Below are 21,628 nucleotides of genomic sequence, written 5' to 3'. Positions count from 1 at the left end.
GATTACGGCACACCTTTGGCCCATCGACGAGATAAGCAAATGCAAAAATATGACGAATTATTAGTTTCTTTACGTAAAGTAATCCGCGCGATTGACTTACATTCTAAGCAGCTAAATAAAACATCAGGTTTAACAGGCCCACAATTGCTTATAATGCAAGAAGTAGCGCACACCGATGGAATAACAGCAAGCCGTATCGCTCAGAATGTTAACTTAAGCCCGGCTACTGTAACTAATATTCTTGATAGAATAGAAAGCAGAAACCTTGTAACACGCGTTCGTAGTCAAATGGATAAACGCCGAGTGAGCTTATACCTCACCGAGCAAGGGAAAGAGTTACTAGAAAAAGCACCTCAGCCACTGCAAGAACACTTTATTGAAAAGTTTTCTGCACTTGCAGAGTGGGAGCAAAGTTTATTGCTTTCATCTATGCAACGCGTTGCAGCAATGATGGATGCTGATAAGTTAGACGCATCACCTCTGTTAGAGGTAGGCGCGTTAACTCAAACACCAAATAAATAAAAAAAATAAAAAATAAATTTAAATTAGTTCTTACATCATTCGTAAGGGGCCTTTGGGCACCTTGAATTTTTTTATTTTTTAATCAAAACCTGAGCATCAACAATGACTAAACTCTCAAAATTAACGCTAGCACTAATGCTTGGCGGTGCAGCAAGCACTGCTCATGCAGCCGATCTCGACACACTACAAAGCCAATTAAAGCAGCTTAAGCAACAAATGCAGTTGCTTGAACAGCAGCTTGCTGATGAAAAATCAAAGCAAAGCCAAATCAACAAGCAACACGAACAACAGGTTGCCGAGATCAGTAAAAAGGCCGACAACAAAGAAGTTGTTGTTGCCGCCGCTGCGCCTGAACAAGAAGATGAAGGCATTAAAATTGGCGGTGCCGTACGTTTTAACTACAGCACAAACACCTACGATGAAGACACGCAAGACCGTGGCGGCGATTTAGACTTTGAAGTATTTCGCCTTAACTTATCGGGTGAAATTAGCGACATTTCTGTAAATGGTGATTTTCGTTTTTACGATTACATGACTATTGTTAAGTATGCATACTTAGGTTACGAATTTACAGATGGCTGGGAAGCGCAAGCCGGTATTGCACCTGTACCGTTTGGTAACGGCCCATACAACTCACACAGCTACTTTTTTAGCACCAACTACTACGTTGGCCTAGAAGATGACTTTGATTTAGGTGTAACAGTAAACCGTAAACTTAAAGACAACTGGAAATTAGACCTCGGCTTTTTCAAAAATGATGAAGTAGGCGGTGTTGATGGCAGCTCAGAAGTTAACGAACGTTACTCTTACGATATTGTTGGTAGCCGTGCAACAACCGAAGGCACCTACGACGCACCAGGTTCGCGCCTTGGTGAGTACAATACCTTTGCTGGTCGTACAGTGTATCAAATAGAGCACAGTGAAAACGCTAAAACCGATATTGGCGTATCACTACTAAGCGGTGGTTTGCACGACGGTAACGACCGTGCAGGTAACTACGGCGCGTGGGCGTTTCATGTAAATAGCCAAATTAATAACTGGAATATTCAATTTCAGCACGGCGAGTACGACTACGACCTAGACGACAACAGCAACCGCTTTGTAGTTGGCGCGTTTGATTACTACGATACCGTATCAAGCGAAGCAACCATGACCAACTTTAACGTAGCTTACGACCTATCGCTTGATTGGGGCCCAGTAACAGGCGTTCAATTTTATAACGATTACGGCATTATTTACGACAAGTCTGACGACAGCCCAGATACGTGGATGAACGTAACAGGCATGAGCGTATCGGCCGGTGCATTATTTACTTACTTTGACTTTATTCAAGCACGTAACCAGCCATTTATTGGTGGCTCTGTTGCAGGTGATGGCGACACAGAACGTCGCTTTAACATCAACGTAGGTTACTACTTCTAAATAAGTAAAACATATTTAGTATTTTAAAAGGGCAAACTTAGTTTGCCCTTTTTTGCGTTTATAGGGTTCGATTTTATAACTATTTGGCCTACAATCCTAACTAACAGCCATTACTTAAAAGAGCCTAAGTGAATATAAAAGCAGTATTTATTTGTTATAAAAACTTATGGCTTAAAGCACTTGGGTTATTGTTAGTGGCTCTTGGCATTATTGGTATTGTGCTGCCGGTTATGCCTACCACCATTTTTTTTATTCTTGCGCTTACCTGCTTTACTCGCTCATCACCAGCGCTTGAACACTGGCTACTTAACCACCCTCGCTACGGCGTTACCTTACAACAATGGCAAGCGCATAAAGTAGTGCCTGTAAAAGCAAAATGCTACGCCGCGATTGGTATGCTAATTGGTTTTGTATTTTTGCTTTACTCAAACGCCCCTGTTTGGGTTATTTACCTTGTTGGCGTAATTGAAATAGCCGTTATGATTTACCTAATTTTAAGGCCCTCGCACCCACCAAGTGCTAAATAACCGCCCTTTTTTGCATGCACACACCGTTTAGGCAAAAATTTAATGTAAAGTTAAGTAAGTAAATTTGTAATGGTTAATGCAAATGATTATCATGTTCTAAATTTAATTTAATTACTGTTTCTATGGCGTTTATTAATAAGCGGGCTTTGTACAGCACAAGCCGTGCGCTCCATATTTATATTTCTACAGCTTTGTTTTTTTTGCTTATTTTATTTTGCGTTAGCGGCATTGTACTTAACCATGTTGATTGGCTTAAAAACGACAAAAACAACGGCCAAGTAAGTACCGCTATTCCTCAAGCGTTAATGGCTAAAGCAAATACTCAACTAGATACATTGCCCACCCTCTACCCAGACATAGAAGCGTTTTTTGCCGAGCAATACGCGCTCACTAAAGTTAAAAGCATTGAGTGGGAAAAAGAAGACGCGCTGGTTATGCTCGACTACCCACTACCGGCAGGCTTTGCTTACGCAGAGCTTGATTTTACAACCGGTGAGCTAAACCTAGATTACCAAACCGGTGGCTTTTTAAGCCTGATTGGCGATTTACACAAAGGCCGCCACAGTGGCGCCGTGTGGAGCTGGGTTATTGATATTTCAGCGGTATTGATGATTATTTTTTCAATCACCGGGATGATTATTTTATTTCAAAACAGAAAAAAACGCTTAGCAGGAATATGGATAACCGTTTTAGGCATAGCAACGCCTTTGGTTATTTATTTATGTTGGGTGCCACAAATTAAAGGAGTGTCTTAATGTTAAAAGTAAGTACGGTACTAAGTGCAGCACTATTAATGGTTGCCGCATTATTTCAAACAACTGCGCAGGCACAAACGCCACAGCTAGAGATTGAATTAACCCTACCCGATCTCGATGTACAACCTTACCACCGCCCATACGTAGCTGTTTGGCTAGAAACGCCAAAGCGTAAACACGTAACGACGCTTGCGCTATGGGTTCAAAAAGCAGAGTGGTTTAAAGATTTGCGCCAATGGTGGCGTAAAGCAGGTAAAACCGACATTAACTTTGACGGCATAAGCGGTGCAACTAAGCGTGCAGGTACTTACACCATTGATTGGCAAGGTAAAGATTTAGACGGCAATGCCGTAAAGCCTGGCAAATACCTTTTAAACATTGAGGTTGTGCGCGAAGAAGGCGGCCGTGATTACAGCCGCGTAGAGCTTGATTTATCGCAAGCTGGCAAAGTGACCATTGAAGGTAAAAAAGAATTTTCGACAAGTTTTGTAACCGTAAGCACTAAGTAGCTGCTACTTAATCATTTGAATTTAAGGAAATACAATGAAAATTAATTTATTAAAAACGGCTTTAATTGGCGCACTTAGCTTATCGGCGCTGGTATCTACATCGGCAAGTGCACATGGGCGCTGGTTATTACCTTCGCACACGTCATTATCTGGCGACAAAGCGCACTACGTAATGATTGACGCGAGTATTTCTAACGAAATATTTGCACCCGACAAAGCCTTTAAACCAAAAGAAAAAGGCGCAGAGTACGACGACACTCTACTTATGGCCCTTGCACCAAACGGCGAAGAAGTATCTGAGACCATTCGTGCTTATTACCTAAAGCGTAAAAGCTCAGCGGCGGTAAGCCTAAAAGAAGAAGGCACTTACCACATTGCCATGACGCAAAAGCCGATGTACATGACCTTCTACAAAAACGAAGAAGGTAAGCGCAAGCGCGTATTTGGTAAAAAGTCAGAAGCTAAATTACCAAGCAATGCAAAAGATGTAACCACAACTAAAGTTATATCTACAGTAGATACATTTGTAAGCCGTAACGGTACTTCTAAGCCTGCACAACTTGGTTTAGGCCTTGAGCTTAGCGGCCCAACGCATCCAAACGATTTATTTGTTGGCGAGCAAGCGCGTTTTCAGTTACTACAAGATGGCAAGCCAGCGGGCGAAGGCATTGAAGTAAGCATTTTAAAAGGCGATACACGCTACCGTAACGAACGTGGGGAAATAAAAGTAACAACCGATAAAAACGGCATGTTTAGCACAACCTGGAAAGAGCCAGGCCTATACCTAATCGAAACCTCTAACAAAGTTAAAGTAAACGAAGAAGGCGTAGATGCCGGTCGTTATGCTCTATTCACGACGTTAGAAGTAGCACCTGAATAATTTTTTGCGTAATTTATAAAATAAATAAAGGCCAAGCACTCGCGTGGCCTTTTTACTTTTTAATAACTTTTACTCACACTCCCCTTGAATTCGCAACCATTCGACACAAGATTGCAACTCGAGCGATCTAAACGTCTATAGCGGGCGTAAACTGTCATTTTAGTTGTTAACAACTTAGAATAACTTAGACAGTTTTTATCTTTGCACACAGGTAGTGCCTTCTATATTATGCGCTCCTTTGAAAAATCAATAGTCAGCAGCCCTTAAGGGAATCAACATCATGTTAAAGCAATTATCAGCCAAAAAAGTAGCACTTAGCCTGGCCGTTACCTCTGCGCTTGGCGCGTCTTATTCTCCTGCATTTGCTGCAGAACAAGACACTCAAGCACAAGAAAGTATTGAAGTGATTTCGGTTACCGGTACCCGCAGAAGCCTGCGCAGTATTGCCGAAAGTACCGTACCTGTAGATATTATTACCAGTGGTGATATGCAAAGCACGGGTCAACTAGAAATTAGCCAAATACTGGCCAACCAAGTACCTAGCTTTAACTACCCAAGCGCCACCATGGGTGATGGTACAGACCACGCAAAACCGGCTGTATTACGTGGTTTAGCACCCGATCACACCCTAGTGCTTATTAATGGCAAACGCCGCCACGCTGGCGCGCTATTAAACTTAGCGGGTGTTGTTGGCCGTGGTTCTACCGCTGTTGACTTAAACATGATCCCAACATCAGCCATTAAACGCGTAGAAGTACTACGTGATGGCGCAGCAGCGCAGTACGGCTCAGACGCCATTGCCGGTGTAATTAACATTGTACTTAAAGATGCCTCAGAAGGCGGCAGCGTAAGCGTAACCTACGGCGAGTACGACACCCAAATGGCTGGCGTACCTCAGCTAGAGAGCACCTACGCAGATGCCGATGGCAACCTTGCCTTTAATACCGGCGCCGACCGCGAAGTAAACGACGGCGCAAGTCGCACAATCAGCGCAAACTCTGGTTTTGAGCTTTTAGATAACGGCTTTGTGAACGTATCAATTGAGTATCGTGATAACGACTCTACGCAGCGCTCAGGCTTTGACCCGCGCGAGCAATACGACCGCTTAGAAGATGGCAGCCTAGACCCACGCGAATTTACTATCGACCGTTACAACCACCGTTTTGGTAAAGCAGAGCTTGAAGACTACGCACTGTTTTACAACATGGGTTACGACTTTGATAACGGCTATAACCTGTACTCGTTTGGTAGCTACTCAAAACGCGAAGGTAACTCAGGTGGTTTTTACCGCCGTGCAAAAGACAGCCGCAACGTGTTAGAAGTGTACCCAGACGGCTTTTTACCGCAAATTGAAACCGACGTACAAGATTACTCATTTGCCCTAGGCCTGCAAGGCGAAACTGGCGAGTGGACATGGGATGTAAGTACCAACTACGGCCGTAACGACTTTGGCTTTGGGGTTGTAAATAGTATAAATACATCACTTGGTGCCGACAGCCCAACCGAATTTGACAACGGTGCATTGGTTTACGATCAGTTTTTAGTGAACGCTACGGCAAATACAGTGCTAGATTTTGGCTTGCCAGATGACGTATTTTTTACTGTAGGTGCAGAGTACCGCCACGAAAGCTACAAAATTGAGCAAGGCGAAGAAGCCTCTTACATTACCGCTTTAGATAGCGATGGCAATCCAATTGCTGCCGGTGGCGCACAAGTATTAGCTGGTTTTGGCCCAGAAAGCGTAACCGATGAAAGCCGCCATAACGTAGCGGTATTTGTTGAGTTTGATACTTACCTAACAGAAGACTGGAACCTTGTTTTAGCGGGTCGCTACGAAGATTACACCGACTTTGGCGATACGTTTACATCAAAGCTTGCGTCGCGTTACAGCATTAACGAAAACCTATCACTACGCGGTGCAATTAGCACAGGTTTCCGTGCACCATCACTTGCGCAAAGCTCGTACCGCCAAATCTCTACCGTACTTGAGAACAACCAACCGTTTGAAGTAGGTTTATTCCCTACCGATTCAGCGGCAGNCAGCGCAAGCGCTAGGTGCTGAACAATTAGATGCCGAAGAGTCAGTAAACGTAACAGCAGGATTTATGTACACGCAAGGCAGCTTTAGCCTAACTGTAGATGCCTACCGCATTGATATTGATGACCGTATTGTATTGTCTGAAAACCTAGAGGGCGATGCTGTAGTAGAAATACTGCAAAATGCCGGCGAGCTAAACACAGAAAGCGTACGTTACTTTACTAACGCTATCGACTCGCGCACGCAAGGTGTTGATATTGTTGCTACCTACAACTTAGATTTAAGCGATTTAGGTGACTTACGCTTAAACGTAGCGGCTAACTTTAACGATACCGAAGTAACGCACGTAGACGACAACCCAAGCGAGCTAAATTCACTCGGCGATGACTACGTTGTATTTGCACGCCGCGAAGTAGGCCGCTTTGAAGAAGGCACGCCAGATAGCAAATGGAACCTATCAGCAGTATGGAACTTTAACGAATGGCAAACCACCCTTCGTGCAACGCGCTACGGTGAAGTGGCCGATATTTCAACTACCGCCGATCGCGATGAGTACATAGACCCTAAATGGATCACCGACCTAGAAGTAGCCTACCGTCCAGACGAATACTGGAAATTTGCAGTAGGTGCAAACAACTTGTTCGATCAGTACCCACAAGCAACGGTAGATAACATTGGTTACTCTGACTTTGGCCAAATATTTCCGTACACGCCATATGCACCGTACGGATTAGATGGGCGTTTCCTATACGGTAATATTACTTACAGCTTTTAATAAATAACCTAAAAGCAAACACTTAAAAAGGATGCCATGTGCATCCTTTTTTAATTACTTCTTAGTGTATTTAACCACTTATTAGTAAATCCACTTTTCATAAACACATCTCACCCCAATAAAATCAATGGCTTACAATTGGTCTCGTTTTTGCTCTACTATCCTTATACAAAACATGCATAAATAACAAACACAAAGGACTAAACATGAGCTCATCAACTGTATCTAACATTACAAAACCACTTTCACTTATTGGCGGCATTTTATTATTAAGCGGCTGTGTGTTTCATATATCGCCAAGCGTTGCCTCAGTAAAACAAACTCAGCAGTTATCACTGCCAAGTAATAACCTAGAATACTTAAACGTATTAAGCGGTGCAGGCTCTCTTGAAATAAAAGGCTCGCCCAATGCCACCAGCATAAGTGTAGATGCCACAATTTTTACCGCCGACATTGAAGACGAATACACACTCACCCTTGAGCAAAATGGCAAACAAGCTACCTTAGTTGCTAACAATAATACTGCCAGCGGTATGCGTTTTTACAGCGGCCAATCGCCACACATTGATTTAGTGGTTACCGTGCCAAGTAATTTAATGCTCGATATTGATGATGGCTCTGGCGGCATTGCAATAAGCGCCATGCAAAATAATATAGATATAGAAGACGGCTCAGGTAGCTTATCTATCAACAGCGCTAAAAACCTTACTATTGAAGATGGCTCAGGCGATATAACCCTTGAAAACATCACCGGTAACTTAGCGCTTACCGACGGCTCTGGCAGCGTAAATATTAATAATGTTAGCGGCAACGCCGTAGTTGATGATGGCTCGGGTGATATGCGCATTAGCAATGTGCGCGGCACCTTAACTGTTGAAGACGGCTCAGGCAGCATGGCCATTAATAATATTAATGGTGCGGTTGATGTAGACGATAACTCTGGCGATTTAGTCATTGAGCACGTGCAAGCAAGCGTAACCATTGAAGATGGTTCGGGCAATATTCGTGTAAACCACGCTATGGGGCTTACCATTACCGAGTCGGGCTCAGGCGATGTAAGCATTGATAACATTAACGGCCCTGTAAAAGTAGCCGATTAATTATGACTAAATGATCCATTTTCAGCCACATGACCCATTGTATTTTTAAAGCCACTAAGCCATGCTAAAAGCCTTGATACTATTAGGATATACGCGTGTTAGAAATAGCTTTAATTTACTTAGCGGCGGCCATAGTGGCTGTACCTATCGCCAAGCGAGTGGGACTTGGCTCGGTACTTGGTTATTTAATTGCGGGCATACTAATTGGCCCTTACGCCCTGGGTATTGTGGGCGATCAAACAGATGTAATGCACTTTGCCGAGTTTGGCGTAGTGATGATGCTGTTTTTGGTTGGCCTTGAGCTACAACCAGCCCGTTTATGGAAGCTTCGCCATTCAATATTAGGGCTTGGCGGCTTACAGGTCGTACTTACCGCCGCGGCTATTTTTGCGTTTTGTTATTGGGTTTTTACCATGCATTGGCAAACCGCCCTCGCCATTGGCTTAATGCTGGCGCTGTCATCAACCGCTATTGTACTGCAAAGCCTTGAAGAAAAAGGCTGGCTAAAGCAAGAAGCCGGGCAAAATGCATTCTCGGTTTTGCTGTTTCAAGACATCGCCATTATTCCTATTTTAGCGCTCCTACCACTACTGGCTTTTGCGCCGCAAAGTAGCTCCAAAGACATTAGCGACTCCATTATTGCAAGCTNAGCGGTTATCGCCGCTATTATTGCCGGCGGAAAATATGTGTCGGCGCCGTTATTTAGATACATAGCACAAACCCACATGCGTGAAATATTTACTATTTTTGCGCTGTTTTTAGTGGTGGCTATTGCCCTTGTGATGCAAAGTATTGGTTTATCTCCAGCACTCGGTACATTTTTAGCCGGTGTAGTCCTTGCCGAAAGCGAGTTTAGACACGAGCTAGAAGCCGATATAGAACCCTTTAAAGGCCTACTGTTAGGGCTGTTTTTTATCACTGTTGGCGCATCAATCAACTTTGAATTATTAGCGGATGAATTTACAACCGTTATTGCACTCGTTGCGCTGCTTATTGTAGTAAAAGCCTGTATTTTATTTGCCCTTGCTATCACCTTTAATATTAGTAAAAAGCAGCGTTTACTATTTGCCTTAGCGCTGGCACAAGGCGGCGAATTTGCCTTTGTACTTTTAAGTGTAACCACTACATTAAGCATATTAACGCCAGAGCAAACAAGCCTCGTGACGTTAGTGGTGGCTGTTTCAATGTTGGTTGCGCCACTGTTATTAATGGCTTACGAGCAGCTACAAAAACGCACCAGTAACAGCGCGCCCGAGTTTGACAAGCCCGAGCAAATTAGCAGCGCTAAACACGTTATAATTGCAGGCTACGGGCGCTTTGGGCAAATTATGGGGCGCTTATTACACGCCCAAGGCTACGACATTACTGTACTTGATCACAGCCCTAGCCAAATAGAACTCCTACGCCGCTTTGGCAATACCGTATTTTATGGTGATGCTGCCCGCCAAGAGCTGCTAGAAGCCGCAGGCGCGCACACCGCACAAATGCTAATTGTAGCAATAGACGATGCAGACAAAACCCTCGAGATTATTAAGCTTGCACATAAAAACTACCCGCAGCTTAAAATTGTTGCCCGCGCTATCGACCGCCGCCACGCCTATCAATTACTTAATTTAAAAGTAGATGCCTTTAACCGCGAAACGGTCGACTCCGCCATTAACCTAGCGGTAGATGCATTAGAGCTATTAGGTAACAATAAAGAAGATGCCCAGCGCGCCGGAAAACTATTTAGAGACCACGACCGCGCTGCCGTACTGCAACTTGCCGAACTGTGGGGCGACGACGCCAGCTACGGTGTAGCCGTGCGCCAACGTATGGAAGATTTAAAACAAGTACTGCAACAAGATAAGCAGGCACAAAGTGATTTAAATACCTGCGACAGCGGCGACTGTGAAGACGGCCTAACAGAGCTAGCTGATAGACCTAAAAAGCCTGATGATTCTCATTTGGAGTAGTGTCGGGCGGGTGGGGTGATACTTTTAATAGGTGGTAAATGTTTGTTTATAACTAAAAACACTAGTACCACTATCACTTTTCTATGGGAGTTATTAGTTAGATATTATTTCGCTTAGTAGCTCCTTAATACTTATATTTCCTTTCCTATGTAGCATGGCATGACAATTAGGACATACTGGTCGCAAGTCCCTTATTGGATCAACTTGATATTCATCACCTATATCTGAAATCGGGACTATATGATGGACATGAATAAATCCTTTACCTCTTTTACCGTAGGTTTCCTCAAAGTTAAACCCACATACAGTACAACTTACTCCGTACTCTTTAATACACTCGCTTCTTGCTTTTAAGTTTCTCTCATAGGAATTAACTATAATAGTTTTTTGCTGCCTTCTTTAAGTTCATTTGAAACCTCTTCGGGGTAAAGGTTATCTAAGTGTCCTATATCACTGAAATGTTCAAGCACTTCCACATAGAATGTGGAAAAATCATACCCTGCCCCATTCGACTGTATATCTATTAATTGATCAGCGTCACTTAGATTTTGGGCGCTTTGTGCAGAAATAAAAATATCTGCAGTATTTATTTTATTTCTAAATTGAGATTTAGGGTTAGTAATAGAGTTTGAAGGGATATCAATCAAAAGCATTTGTCCAGAGTGTACATTATTTAGAACAAAGAACAGGTTTTCTTTAAACTTATTAAAAGGTACGTTTAACCACCACCCATTCTGTCCCCCGTAGACAGATAGATTCGCCCAGTGAGTATTTTTCGCAGTAAGAGGGACTCTCTTATTTTCTCTATTGATAAGTGATATAGCATTGTTTTTATTCATCTTTACATCCTATTTACGCGATTTATTTGGCCACATCTTCGACACCCTTTTCTCTTGTGTTGCGAGCCTTGCTCGCCAGATTAAATCCATTAACAAAATAGAAGTCGCAAAGTTAAAGCGCTGACGATTTGTTGAGCCCTCTTCTAATTCTGAAGGACCACCCCATGGCAACTCCCGTGTTAAGCTCGCCACTTTATGATTTTCAAAACTAATATCTTTCCATTTATGTCCAAATTCATTGCGAATTTTTCTTATTAAGTTAATTTCGTGAGATTCATTGTCTTGAATAAGACCTAAAGCATGTGCGGCAACTGCTCTAGAAGATAAATCACCTAAAGGCGCATTAAAACCATTAACCAATTTTTTGGCTGATTTATTTTCAACCAAAAAGCTTGTTAAGATATTTTGAAGCCATTCGTCGATTAATGCTGCTGCATTTAGTGCAGCTCCCCTATCACTCTCTTTATTAAACTCAGAGAAAAACTCTGAAAACTCTTTATGCTCAGGCTCTAAACTCACAAAAAACCTCCAGGTCTTAATTTTTTACTAAAAGAAATGTTACTATCTACACGAGGAGCGTTCCTATTGTGAGAACTTATATTAGTAACAAAGTGTATAAATTTTTACTAATTAAAAATAACATTCGGTAGTTAGGTTAATTTTGAAAAAATAAAAAAGGGAATTTGATTAGGTTATATCTGTGGCAGGAATTTAGGAAAGCTCTTTCAGTGTTACATTTAGCTCATAGCCAGTCACTCTTCCAGCTATGAGCTACTACATTTAAGTAATCTAAAATCTAATGGTGGTGTCCACCTTGAATCGCTTTACCTTGCTGATTATAAAACCCCGTTGCGCCGTGTTCTATAAAGCCTAGGTTGATCATTTTTGCTAAAAACGGGTCGTTTTCGTTATCGCCTATGTCGGCGTAGTCGGTGGTTTGAAAGCGATCCCACTTGGCAAACTGTGCGGTTATTTCTGCTTTATTGCTGTTTACATCGTTAAGGCTTAGCAAAGTATGCGTATCGCTTTTTTTATTGGTTACGCTAAAGCTTTTAACCAAGTTTGATTTGGTAAATAAAGCGAGTTTAAATTGGTTGTCGCCCTCAGAAAGTGTGTAGTTTTTTACTTCATCGCAGCCGTTGCCTTGGGTGTTAACTAGGGTCATTTTTTCGATTAAATGCGTATCCACCAGCTGATTTTTAGCGCTCCAACTTTGTACACCGCGTACCTCAGATGGCTGATATTCAATACCGCGTTGCTGAGCATTAAAATAACGAATTGGGCGAATTTGCTTGTTAGCTAAGTGCTGCCAAAGCTCAGTAATTACCTCACGCTGATGCGCAACTTGTGAGTTGTTTCGCCAAAGCGTAAGTGATTGCGTGCTTTGCTCGTTTTTATGAGTATTGGTAATTTTATAGTCGGCTTTTAAATGCACGCTATCAATTTTACATTGCTGCGCTAGGGTGCTGGTACTGGCAAGTGTTGCCATTAAAAATAATGCTAGTTTCATTAAATTATCTCTTATTTAAACGTCACTGTAATAGGCATTACCATACCCATTTACAGTGGCATTTTTATGACATAAAAAAACAACTCGCACAGCGTACGAGTTGTTTTTAAATACCCCATTTTTAATACGTACTTTATGTGCTGAGCGTACGTATTAAATTACTTATGGCGTTACTTTTTCATCAGCGGTAGTTACTAAGTCTGCTGCAAAGTCCATTACATGGAATAAAAAGCTTTGCTCGTTAGTGCCTGTAACTAAGTGAGCGCCTGGGCCCATTGCATATACGCCAACATCTTCACCTGCGTGAGTTTCTGAGCCAAGTGGTACAAGCGCCTCTTGGTGAAAGCCCGCTGAAGTTGTATCAACATCGGTTAAATCTACACGTCCTGTAACAGGTGCAAATGCATAACCTGCATCGGCATCGGTTTCATCGCCTAAATCTCTAAAGCCGCCACCGTTGGTGTAGCCAACTGTGGTGTATGGCATATCGTCGGCAGCTAGGCTTNTGGCTCGGTTTCGCCTACGGCAACAACTTTACCTAATATTGGGTTACCACGTTTAGGGTAGCCTGCAATAGTAAATACGTGGCTGTGATCGGCAGTTACTACTATTAGCGTTTCTTCTGGGTTAGTGTTTTCCATTGCCACTTGCACAGCTTTTGCAAACTCTACTGTGTCGTTTAGGGCATTGTAGGCATTACCCGCATGGTGCGCGTGGTCTATACGACCTGCTTCTACCGATAAGAAAAAGCCATTGTCGTTGTTATCTAGTACGTTAATTGCTTTTTCGGTCATTTCGCTAAGCGAAGGCTCGCCCGCTACATCGTTTGCACGGTCAGCTTCGTATTGCATGTGTGATTCGTTAAATAAACCAAATACTTTAGTGGCATCGTCGCTAATTGCATCAAAACCAGTTTGGTCCATAACGTAAGTGCCGCTTGGGTAAGTTGTTTGCCACTCGGTTACTAGGTTGCGGCCATCAGTACGGTCGCCTTCTACTGCGCTTACTGCATCGGCTGAGTTTGCTGCTTCATCTTTTGGTAAAAAGTGGCGACGTCCGCCACCCATTACAACATCAATGCCATCTACATCAATACCCGCATAACGCGACTCTAGGTTGGCTTCAAAGTTTACTAGTTGCGATGCAATATCTTCACAGGCTTCAGTGCCCTCTGGCATATCTGAGTTATCTTCCCAGTTACGGTCAGCCGATTTAGCATACGTTGCTGCAGGTGTTGCATGGGTAATACGTGCGGTTGAAATAAGGCCGGTTGCTTTACCCGCTATTTCAGCAAGCTCTAACGAGGTAACTAGTTCGTTGCCTGTTACCGTGGCACAGTCGCCGCGCTCAATGTCTTCATCTACGCCAATTACGCCCACATCGGTTTTAACACCTGATACCATTGCCGTCATTGTGCCTGCAGAATCCGGCGTTTGTGCATCTACGTTGTAAGTTTTAACAAAACCTGAGTACGGCATTTTTTCAAAGCTTAACTGGTAGTCTTCACCTAAACCGCCTTCAAGCTGGCCTGCTAAAATACGTGCAGCTGTTACGGTAGAAATACCCATGCCGTCGCCAACAAATAATATAACGTTTTTCGCTTTGCCAGATTCAGTAACCACTTCGCTATTAGCTTGCTGTGTTGCCGCAAGCTTTGTTTGTGCATCGCCATACCATGCGTTAGTCGTTAAGGTGGCAAGTTGTTCGCTGGTAAGTGACGTAGCAGGTGCATTACACACTAAGTTAGAAGAGGTAACTTCGTCGCTATCTAGCACGCCGTTGCCGTTTGTATCTACGCCAGTTTGGGTTTCTACGCCGCCATTAACACATTGCTCAGAGCCTACTGCAATGGTGTTATCTACCGCGAGAATATTATTTTCGTCTTTGTCGTCGTCACTACAACCTGCTAGCGCGACCATTACTGCTAAAGAAAGTACTGTTAATTTGTTCATGTTAGCCGCCATTATTGCTGAGTTAGTTCAAGAGCTTGATTAATTAAATGAAATACTACGTTTTGCTCAATTACGCCTTGAGCTAGCTGTGCGCCTGGGCCTTTTGCATGCAGCGAAATATCTTCACCGGCATGGGTTTCTGAGCCAAGAGGGACAGTGGTTTCTTGGTGAAAGCCAACATTGGTAGTATCAACACCACTAAGCTCTACACGTCCAGCAACTGGGCCAGCTGTATATGCTGCATCGGCATCTGTTTCATCAACTAAGTTTCTAAACCCTAAACCATTTGCATAGCCTACTGTGGTGTATGGCATATCGTCGGCAGCAAGGCTTGGTGTGGTTTCGCCTACGGCAACTACTTGGCCTAAAATTGGGTTACCGCGTTTAGGGTAGCCAGCAATAGTGAATACGTGACTGTGATCGGCGGTTACTAAAATAAGGGTTTCTTCTGGGTTGGTATTATCTACCGCAGCTTGCACGGCTTTAGCAAATTCAATGGTGCCGTTAAGTGCGTTGTAGGCATTACCCGCGTGGTGTGCGTGGTCAATACGGCCCGACTCAACGGTTAAGAAAAAGCCGTTTTCGTTTTTACCTAATACATCAATTGCTTTGCTAGTCATTTCGCTAAGCGATGGCTCGCCGGCAATATCGTTTGCGCGGTCTGCTTCGTATTGCATGTGCGATTCGTTAAATAAGCCAAACACTTTAGTGGCATCATCAGCAATGGCATCAAAGCCTGCTTGGTCCATAACATAAGTACCTTGTGGGTATTGTGTTTGCCACTCAGTAACTAGGTTACGCTCATCAGTACGATCGCCTTCTACAGCGCTAAGTGCATCTGCTGAATTAGCTGCTTCATCTTTTGGTAAAAAGTGACGACGTCCGCCACCCATTACAAAATCAAGACCGTCTACGTCGGTACCTACAAAACGTGCTTCTAGGTTTTTTTCAAAATTAACTAATTGCGAGGCAATGTCTTCACATGCAGTTTCGGTTTCTGGCATATCTGAGATATCTTCCCAGTTACGGTCTGCCGATTTAGCATAGGTTGCCGCTGGCGTTGCATGGGTAATACGCGCTGTTGAAATAACACCGGTTGCTAGGCCTTTAATTTCAGCAAGCTCTGTTGCGGTTAAAAGCTCATTACCCGATACAGTTGAACACACACCGCGCTCTATGTCTTCGTCTACACCAATAACGCCTACATCGGTTTTAACCCCTGAGATCATCGCGGTCATGGTGCCTGCAGAATCGGGGGTTTGCGCATCTACGTTATACGTTTTTACTTGCGCCGAGTACGGAAACTCTTCAAAGCTTAAATAACCTTCTTCACCTAACTCACCCGCGCGCTGGCCTTGTAAAATACGTGCCGCGGTAAGGGTAGATACACCCATGCCGTCGCCTACAAACAAAATAACGTTTTTAGCTTTTGTTGTTTGCTGGCTTTGTGCAAGCGCAGTTTTTGTGGCGAGTGTGGTTTGGGCATTTGTATACCAGTCATTGTCTGTTTGGCTTTGCGGTAATACATTGGCATGGCTTGCTGTGCTTAACATAAGCGTTAAGCCAACTGCCGCAGCAATTTTTTTAATTTTCATCCTTTATTATTCCCATAGTGTAGTGGTTATTTTTGCTTGAAGCGTATGCTTCAAATTAGTAACCGCAGCAATATAGAAAATGGATGTGACCTCTAAGCGTACTTTTAATGAAAAAAACATGACTAAAGCATTACAAAAATAAGACACAAAAAAGCGCAGCGTTTAAAAACGCTGCGCTTAGCACAATTTACACAGGGATAAATTTATAACATTAAAAACGCGCCTTAAACGATACGCCAAAGTAGCGCTCGGCATCACGTGGGATTTGATAACGGAAGTTGTCGCCACTGTAGGTTGTTGCGTAACTTTCGTCGGTTAAGTTTTTAGCAATAAGCGATACTCTAAATGCATCATCTTTAAACGACAAACCTACACTGGCATTTAAAATACCGTAATCAGGTAGTAACGCCGCGGGGTTAAACTCGCCTACATTATTTGGTAGGTCTGAGTATTGCTCGTCGGTGTAAATGTAAGAGCCGTTAATGTGAATATTAAAGTCGTGCTCTGTTTCAATAAAGTAATCAGCACTTAGTGAGTATTTTAAATCTGGCGAAAACGGGACATCTAAGCCAGAGCGGTCAGTACATGAGCCTGCTTCTACTTCTGCCGGACAATTAAACTCGTCAATTTCGGCCTGAATGTACGCAATACCACCAGTTAAAGTAAGTGAGTCGGTAGCTGCCCACATAAAGTCAACCTCAGCACCTTGTGTACTTACATCACCGGCATTGGTTAAACGGGTAATACAAGTGCCGTCTGAACAGTCAAAGTTATTGGCTTGAAAGCCTTCAATTTCGGTTCTAAATACAGCAAAGTTAAATACAAAGTCGCGGCTTGCGTATTTATAGCCAAGCTCGTACGCGTCTGACTCTTCTGGCGATATTTCGCGGCTATCGTTATCAGGGTTAAAGTTATAGTACACGTTAAAACCAGGGCCTTTGTAGCCTTGCGAGTAAGTACCGTAAACCATTTGGCCATCGCCTAGGTCGTATTGCATACCTAAACGACCTGACACATTGGTTTCTTCTGCACTGCCTGATTCATCAGTATTTAGTGCAGCTGAGCGTACACCTACACCGGTGCGACCAAATTCGTCATTGCTTACGCGGCGGTGTGTGTACGACACTTCATCGTCGGTGTAGCGAATACCAAACAGTACGCGTAAATCTTCAGATAAATCGTAAGTACCATCGGCAAAGGCTGCCCAATTGTTAAACTCGGTGCTCATGTACGCGGTTGCCGATACAATATCGTTAGCATTACAGCTTACACCTAGGCTTTGCGTGTAAGTGTCTAAATCGGCCAATGCAGTATCAAGTTCTGCACCGGTTAAATTATTTTGTGCGTAATACGCCATGGCAGCGTCTAGCTGGCCTGCGTTATTTTGACAACTCGCGTCACGGGTAAAGTTACGTTGCGAGTCCATGTTCCAGTAAAATAAACCAGCCACATAGTTAAACGGGCCTGCTAGGTTAGAGGTCACTCTAAATTCTTGCGAAAACTGATCCCACTGCTGTGCACCTAAGTCGTGTAATTGAAAGGGCGCGCCAAATACGGGCTCGTTACTGTCGCCGGCAATTGAGGTAAAGTCGCCTTCGCGGTATTCGGTGTTATCCCACGAGCGCTGCGCTGTAATTGACGTATACGTGTAGTCGCCAATGGTTTTATCAACCTGTACCGAAAACGCGCTGTGTTCGTCAATTGTGCGCGACTCATAGTCGTGATCCACTTTGCGCTGGTCTAGGTCTATATCGGCAACACCATCAACAATGCCGTTGCTGTTAGGCGCAGCTTGCGAATCTGGGTTACGGCCACTTGGTAGGGCTTCTAAATCGGCACAACAGTCGTCGTCGGCGTTATAAAATTCGGCAATAAATTTTACGTTTAAATCATCACTTGGCTCGTATTTAAATACAGCACGTGCGCCTTCACGGTCGTAACCGTTTACTTTTTCGTTGTTGTAAACGTTATCAATGTAGCCATCAAACTTACCTTTAAATACGGTTAGGCTTGCTGCTAAATCATCGGTTAAACCGCCACTTACCACACCTTTAAAGCGGTATTCGTTATCTTGATAAAATGAAGTTTCTACGCTGCCGGTAGTATCGTACGAAGGATCTTTGGTTGTAATGTTTACCACACCCGCCGAGGCATTTTTACCAAATAAAGTACCTTGTGGGCCGCGCAGTACTTCAATGCGAGATACATCGTATAAATCGGCAAAGGCTTGACCAGAGCGACCTAGCACCACGCCATCAACCACAGTTGCCACACTTGGCTCAGCAGCAATACTAAACGAAATAGTACCAATACCACGCACTGTTAGCGCTGAGTTACGGGTTGTGGTGCCTTTTCTAAAACTCACCGAAGGTACAAGTGACTGCAGGCCTTCCATGTTATTAGCAAACGCCGAATCAATCTGATCGCTATTAAGCACAGACACCGCAAGCGGTACTTCATTTAGGCTTTGCGTTCGTTTTTGTGAGGTAACAACAATTTTTTCAAACTGGTCGTTATTGTTTTGCTCTGCTTGTTGTTCAGTTTGCTCTTGCTGCGCATGTGCTTGCGTGCTTAGTGCTAAACCCGTTGTCATTGCTAACGTGACTGCCAAGCTTAAGACGGACTTTTTAGCTCTCATGTCATTCTCCAAATTGTGCGTGTGTGCTGTTAAATTACCGCGCTAGCAAGTGTGTGGGTTGCTAAAAAGCGGTGCCAGAGTGTTGTAGTTATTTTCCTTATATCTCTTATGTCTTATATAAGAGATATAAACTTAAACAAACTTATGTTCTATTGCAAACATTATGTGAATAAAATGTGATTTAAAATTTGTATAAAGAATATAACGGCGCGTTATGCGACCTTAGCAACGCCGATATGCGCCAAGCTGCTTTGGTAACGCTTATGCCATCGGCGTACGCTCCACCAGCTAAGCACAAAGGCGCTAGTCCAAACAGCAATTAAGCTTGGTACAAAGTACACGCTGGTGCCACCCACCAATCCAAGCGGAGAAAATAGTATGTACAAGCTTATAATTAAGCTCACTAATACAATCGCGCAAGGCAGTGCGTATTTCCACGGGCTTAGGTTTACCTCGGCTTTGCGGGTAAAGTTCCATGGTGTGGCAAGAGGTTTGTAGTAACCAATACCTAACATAATGGCCAGCTCAATAAAGAATAATATGGCGTAAATATGGATAAAGTTAATATCTACATCCAATACAAATTTAAGCAAAGTGTAGGCAATAACATGAAAAACAATAGCCACTTTAGCGCCCAGTGCAGGCACTTTGCGAGTAAATAACCCCACGAGCACAATTGTGATGACCGGAATGTTGTAAAATCCGGTAAATACACGAATTATGTGCCATAAACCTTCTGGCGCAAACATCAGTAATGGCGCGGTAATAAACGATAAAACAGCAATTACAATACTGGTAATTTTGGCCACTTTAATCAGCTTTTCGTCGCTTACTTTGTCTTTTTTCATGGGTTTGTATACATCTAAACAAAACAACGTGGCGGCACTATTTAACAGCGAATTAAACGAGCTAAATACCGCACCTAATAACACCGCTAAAAAGAACCCAGATAAGTACTGAGGCAGTACATCTTTAACTAAATGTGGGTAAGCTAAATCTATGGTTTGTAAGCTTTCGTGCTTATAAAGGTGATACGCAATTACGCCTGGGATCATCATCATAAAGGGTACTAGCACTTTAAAGTACCCTGAAAACAACACACCCTTTTGGCCTTCTACTAAGTTTTTAGCGCCCAGTGTACGCTGGATCACGTACTGATTGGTGCCCCAATAAAATAAATTTGCGAGGATCATACCGGTAAAAATGGTGCCAAATGGCACGGGATCGTCACTGCTACCAATGGCGTTAAGCTTTTCGGTATCAGTGTTTACCAGTGTGCTTAGTCCATCGGCAAAATTGCCATCGCCAAGGGCAATTAGGCCAAGGGTAGGCACTAAAATACCAATAATTAATAACCCAACACCGTTAATCGTATCGGATACNCTGCAACTGCCTTTAAACCGCCGAATACCGCGTAAATAGCGCCCACGGAGCCCACAATAATAATGGTGACAATTAAGCTTGCCTGATAGCTTAAGTTTAATAAGGTGGGCACATCAAACAGCCTAAGAACGGCAATTGATCCTGAATACAAAACAGAAGGGATCGTTATAAAACAATACCCTACCATAAATAAGATCACCGTCATGCGGCGTACGGTATCGTCAAAACGATCCCGTAAAAATTCAGGCAAGGTAGAAAACGCGCCGGCTAAATACCGCGGTAAAAAGATCAGCGCCATTATAATGGTTGATATCCCAGCTGTTACTTCCCACGCCATTGAGCTTAGGTTGTAACCATACGCTGAGCCATTAAGGCCAATAAGTTGCTCGGCCGATAAGTTAGTGAGGATCATCGACCCCGCTATAAATGTACCTGTTAAACCACGCCCCGCTAAAAAGTAGCCGTCTTGGGTGTTAACTTCCCCTTTGGTTTTTTGGTACGAGATATATCCTACCAGCGCCATAAACGCCAAGCACGATAGCAGTGTCATGGTAATGTTCATACCTTCCATCTTGCGCCCCTTTTAGCTTACTTTACTCGGTAAAAAGTAAGCTAATATCTTTATTATTGTGTGTGTTACGTGTGTTGTGTGTGTTTGCTATTAACCGAGTTTTATTTTGGCCATGCTGTTAGCTGGCTCATGTCTTGATCTGTGTGTTGAACCTCTGGACCTAGCTTGAGCGTATCGCCTTTACGAACAAATACGGCCATTTGTGTAAGCTCAAGTGTTTCTTCGTAATACTTGCCGCCTTGGTACGCCTGCCCATCAGGGAATCGCACCCACTCGCCTTGTGGTAAATAAAATTTAACTTTACCGTTTGGTACAACACATGGCACAACAAGGAGTTTTTCGCCGCACATAAATTGCTGATCAAAACTATGTGCCAGTACGTCATCAGGAAACGCCAATGCCATAGCACGCTGAATAGGCAGCCCTGTTTGCTGCGCTTGCTCTGCACATTCTTGTAAGTACGGAATTAACTGATAGCGTAATTTAAGCGCTGCAAATACTGCGTCACTTGCTTGCTCGGTGTATGACCACGGTTCGCGTGGGCCAATGCCATGTAAACGCATGTGCGCACTAAATACCGATGCCTGCGCCCAACGTACATAAAGCTCTGCATCGCGGGTGTCTTTGTAAAATCCGCCAATATCGGTTGCAAAAAAT

General features: G+C 43.4%; 15 protein-coding genes and 3 pseudogenes. 9 read left to right on the top strand and 9 right to left on the bottom strand.

Annotated features, from left to right (window positions below; translation table 11 throughout):
* The first annotated feature begins 39 nt into the window (after positions 1-39).
* From L650_RS0110460 to L650_RS0110420, 9 genes and pseudogenes are all read left to right on the top strand, one after another.
* Positions 40-522: a MarR family winged helix-turn-helix transcriptional regulator gene (locus L650_RS0110460; RefSeq protein ID WP_004586011.1), complete on the top strand. Its 483-nt coding sequence runs from the start codon at positions 40-42 to the stop codon at positions 520-522.
* A 102-nt stretch (positions 523-624) separates the two neighbouring features.
* A complete protein-coding gene (locus tag L650_RS0110455) occupies positions 625-1,944 on the top strand; it encodes a hypothetical protein (RefSeq protein ID WP_024033996.1) in 1,320 nt (439 codons plus the stop codon).
* 128 nt (positions 1,945-2,072) lie between these two features.
* Positions 2,073-2,471: a YbaN family protein gene (locus tag L650_RS0110450; protein WP_024033997.1), complete on the top strand. Its 399-nt coding sequence runs from the start codon at positions 2,073-2,075 to the stop codon at positions 2,469-2,471.
* 122 nt (positions 2,472-2,593) lie between these two features.
* Entirely contained in the window at positions 2,594-3,226 is a 633-nt protein-coding gene (locus L650_RS0110445) for a PepSY-associated TM helix domain-containing protein (RefSeq protein WP_029773070.1), read from the top strand.
* A complete protein-coding gene (locus tag L650_RS0110440; protein WP_004586015.1) occupies positions 3,226-3,735 on the top strand; it encodes a DUF2271 domain-containing protein in 510 nt (169 codons plus the stop codon). Before L650_RS0110445 ends, L650_RS0110440 begins: the two co-directional genes overlap by 1 nt.
* A 34-nt stretch (positions 3,736-3,769) precedes the next feature.
* Positions 3,770-4,615: a DUF4198 domain-containing protein gene (locus L650_RS0110435; RefSeq protein ID WP_024033999.1), complete on the top strand. Its 846-nt coding sequence runs from the start codon at positions 3,770-3,772 to the stop codon at positions 4,613-4,615.
* 280 nt (positions 4,616-4,895) lie between these two features.
* Positions 4,896-7,428: pseudogene (locus L650_RS0110430) on the top strand (TonB-dependent receptor plug domain-containing protein).
* A gap of 206 nt (positions 7,429-7,634) precedes the next feature.
* Entirely contained in the window at positions 7,635-8,528 is an 894-nt protein-coding gene (locus L650_RS0110425; protein ID WP_029773069.1) for a DUF4097 family beta strand repeat-containing protein, read from the top strand.
* A gap of 95 nt (positions 8,529-8,623) precedes the next feature.
* Positions 8,624-10,483 (top strand): monovalent cation:proton antiporter-2 (CPA2) family protein, encoded by a 1,860-nt coding sequence (locus L650_RS0110420; protein WP_029773068.1) that lies wholly within the window; start codon positions 8,624-8,626, stop codon positions 10,481-10,483.
* 93 nt (positions 10,484-10,576) lie between these two features.
* Here the strand turns inward: L650_RS0110420 and L650_RS24555 are convergent, their stop codons facing one another.
* From L650_RS24555 to L650_RS0110380, 9 genes and pseudogenes are all read right to left on the bottom strand, one after another.
* The gene (locus tag L650_RS24555) at positions 10,577-10,738 is read right to left on the bottom strand and encodes an HNH endonuclease (protein WP_262974676.1); all 162 of its coding nucleotides are present in this window, start codon (positions 10,736-10,738) and stop codon (positions 10,577-10,579) included.
* Between the two features lie 119 nt (positions 10,739-10,857).
* Positions 10,858-11,322, bottom strand: a complete 465-nt coding sequence (locus tag L650_RS24550) for a hypothetical protein (protein ID WP_029773067.1) — start codon at positions 11,320-11,322, stop codon at positions 10,858-10,860.
* Between the two features lie 9 nt (positions 11,323-11,331).
* Entirely contained in the window at positions 11,332-11,841 is a 510-nt protein-coding gene (locus tag L650_RS0110410) for a mannitol operon repressor (protein WP_029773066.1), read from the bottom strand.
* A 277-nt stretch (positions 11,842-12,118) separates the two neighbouring features.
* A complete protein-coding gene (locus L650_RS0110405; protein ID WP_029773065.1) occupies positions 12,119-12,832 on the bottom strand; it encodes a hypothetical protein in 714 nt (237 codons plus the stop codon).
* A 162-nt stretch (positions 12,833-12,994) separates the two neighbouring features.
* Positions 12,995-14,784: pseudogene (locus L650_RS0110400) on the bottom strand (alkaline phosphatase).
* A gap of 11 nt (positions 14,785-14,795) precedes the next feature.
* Entirely contained in the window at positions 14,796-16,379 is a 1,584-nt protein-coding gene (locus tag L650_RS0110395) for an alkaline phosphatase (protein WP_029773064.1), read from the bottom strand.
* Positions 16,380-16,590: 211 nt separating this feature from the next.
* Positions 16,591-19,017, bottom strand: coding sequence for a TonB-dependent receptor (locus tag L650_RS0110390; protein ID WP_029773063.1), 2,427 nt, complete (start codon positions 19,015-19,017; stop codon positions 16,591-16,593).
* A gap of 212 nt (positions 19,018-19,229) precedes the next feature.
* Positions 19,230-20,971, bottom strand: a pseudogene (locus L650_RS24770) (solute:sodium symporter family transporter).
* 101 nt (positions 20,972-21,072) lie between these two features.
* Positions 21,073-21,628, bottom strand: a 556-nt coding sequence (locus L650_RS0110380) for a TIM-barrel domain-containing protein (RefSeq protein WP_029773062.1), incomplete at its 5' end; no start/stop codon positions are given.

Origin of the sequence: Pseudoalteromonas sp. TB51, assembly GCF_000498055.1 — a bacterium.
Classification (GTDB): Bacteria; Pseudomonadota; Gammaproteobacteria; order Enterobacterales; family Alteromonadaceae; genus Pseudoalteromonas; species Pseudoalteromonas atlantica.
The sequence above is the reverse complement of the archived record's forward strand: the minus strand, read 5'-3'. Positions and strand labels throughout refer to the sequence as shown.

Bases quoted from the DNA above. Each gene is read 5' to 3' on its own strand.
- L650_RS0110460 (WP_004586011.1), top strand. From the start codon at position 40: ATGCAAAAATATGACGAATTATTAGTTTCTTTACGTAAAGTAATCCGC.
- L650_RS0110455 (WP_024033996.1), top strand. From the start codon at position 625: ATGACTAAACTCTCAAAATTAACGCTAGCACTAATGCTTGGCGGTGCA.
- L650_RS0110445 (WP_029773070.1), top strand. From the start codon at position 2,594: ATGGCGTTTATTAATAAGCGGGCTTTGTACAGCACAAGCCGTGCGCTC.
- L650_RS0110440 (WP_004586015.1), top strand. From the start codon at position 3,226: ATGTTAAAAGTAAGTACGGTACTAAGTGCAGCACTATTAATGGTTGCC.
- L650_RS0110435 (WP_024033999.1), top strand. From the start codon at position 3,770: ATGAAAATTAATTTATTAAAAACGGCTTTAATTGGCGCACTTAGCTTA.
- L650_RS0110425 (WP_029773069.1), top strand. From the start codon at position 7,635: ATGAGCTCATCAACTGTATCTAACATTACAAAACCACTTTCACTTATT.
- L650_RS24550 (WP_029773067.1), bottom strand. From the start codon at position 11,322: ATGAATAAAAACAATGCTATATCACTTATCAATAGAGAAAATAAGAGA.
- L650_RS0110405 (WP_029773065.1), bottom strand. From the start codon at position 12,832: ATGAAACTAGCATTATTTTTAATGGCAACACTTGCCAGTACCAGCACC.
- L650_RS0110395 (WP_029773064.1), bottom strand. From the start codon at position 16,379: ATGAAAATTAAAAAAATTGCTGCGGCAGTTGGCTTAACGCTTATGTTA.
- L650_RS0110390 (WP_029773063.1), bottom strand. From the start codon at position 19,017: ATGAGAGCTAAAAAGTCCGTCTTAAGCTTGGCAGTCACGTTAGCAATG.